The following is a 1,587-nucleotide window of genomic DNA, read 5'->3' on the forward strand; positions in this document are numbered from 1 at the left end:
TCGCGAAATTTCGCAGTCGCGACGCCAGAGACCGAGGGTTAGATCATGCCTAGCATTCACCTTCCGGCCGCCCGCTAAATATCTCCTTTTGGGTTGTTAATAAAACATCCAATAAGTTGACTGTGCGTGAAAAAGAAAGTTTTGTGTGATGGCGTTGAAGATCGCACCGTTAAGCTCTTATGTGGGATGGTGCAGAGCTCGACGACTACCGATAAAACGCAACCGCCGCAAACAGACAAGAAAAAGCCCCAACTGATAACAGTTGGGGCTTCAGTATTGTGATTGGTGGAGCAATAGCACCCTGAACCCAAAACCTTCTCGCTCAACCGGTAGTGGCTGATAACAACTCGTGAGGGCTATTGCGGGTTAAGCATTTAGCGATGTCTAGGGCCAGACTGGACGTCTGAACGCAAGCCGCTGATACTGTACATAACCACAGTATCAGCGGAGGATACCCATGTCGCTGGCAAGGAACGCCACGGCGAGTCAATCGCCCACTCAAACAAACGGTTACGAACGCCACCAACCCGACCAGACGCTGCTCTACCAGCTGGTTGAGCAGCACTACCCAGCCTTCAAAGCCTCACTCGAAGCCCAAGGTCAACACCTGCCTCGCTACATCCAACAAGAATTCAACGACCTCCTCCAATGTGGCCGTCTGGAGTATGGTTTCATGCGGGTTCGCTGCGAGGATTGTCATCACGAGCGTCTGGTCGCCTTCAGCTGTAAACGACGCGGCTTTTGCCCTAGCTGCGGTGCCCGCCGGATGGCCGAGAGTGCGGCGCTGCTGATAGACGAAGTCTTCCCCAAGGAGCCCATTCGCCAGTGGGTGCTCAGCTTTCCTTTCCAGCTACGCTTTTTGCTGGCTCGCCATCCCCAGCTGATGGGCCAGGTCTTGAGTATCGTCTATCGTACACTCTCAACTCATCTGATCAAAAAAGCCGGTTACACCAAAGCCTCTGCACAAACTGGCTCAGTGACTCTTATCCAACGCTTTGGCTCCGCGCTAAATCTCAATGTCCACTACCACATGCTGTTTCTCGATGGTGTCTATGCCGAAGATGACTATGGCAAGCAACGCTTCCATCGTGTCAAGGCACCCACTTACGATGAGCTGAATACGCTCGCTCACACCCTCAGCCATCGCATCGCTCGCTGCATGGAAAAGCGTGGGATTTTGGAGCGTGATGCCGAGAATACGTGGTTGACACTGGAAGAGGGCGAAGACGATACGCTGACTCAATTACATGGTGCTTCGGTTACGTATCGCATTGCCGTCGGCCCCCAGCAAGGGCGCAAAGTCTTCACCCTGCAAACCTTGCCAGGGCGTGAGGATAAAGCCGACTCAAGCAGTCGAGTAGCCAACCATGCTGGTTTCTCGCTACACGCCGGTGTGATGGCCGAAGCGCATCAGCGGGATAAGCTTGAGCGCTTGTGTCGCTACATTAGTCGGCCAGCGGTTTCAGAAAAACGTCTGGCATTAACCGCCAATGGGCAGGTGCGTTACGAGCTCAAAACTCCGTACCGCAATGGCACCACCCATGTGATCTTCGAGCCGCTGGACTTCATCGCCAAACTCGCTGCGTT

At 53.8% G+C, this 1,587-nt stretch carries 1 protein-coding gene; it reads left to right on the forward strand.

The window, feature by feature from the left end; genetic code table 11:
- Positions 1-457: 457 nt before the first annotated feature.
- Positions 458-1,587, forward strand: a 1,130-nt coding sequence (locus tag GF617_RS26835; RefSeq protein ID WP_058648236.1) for an IS91-like element ISCR1 family transposase, incomplete at its 3' end; no start/stop codon positions are given.

The sequence above is a fragment of the Lelliottia sp. RWM.1 genome (genome assembly GCF_016859735.1).
Lineage (GTDB): Bacteria > Pseudomonadota > Gammaproteobacteria > Enterobacterales > Enterobacteriaceae > Enterobacter.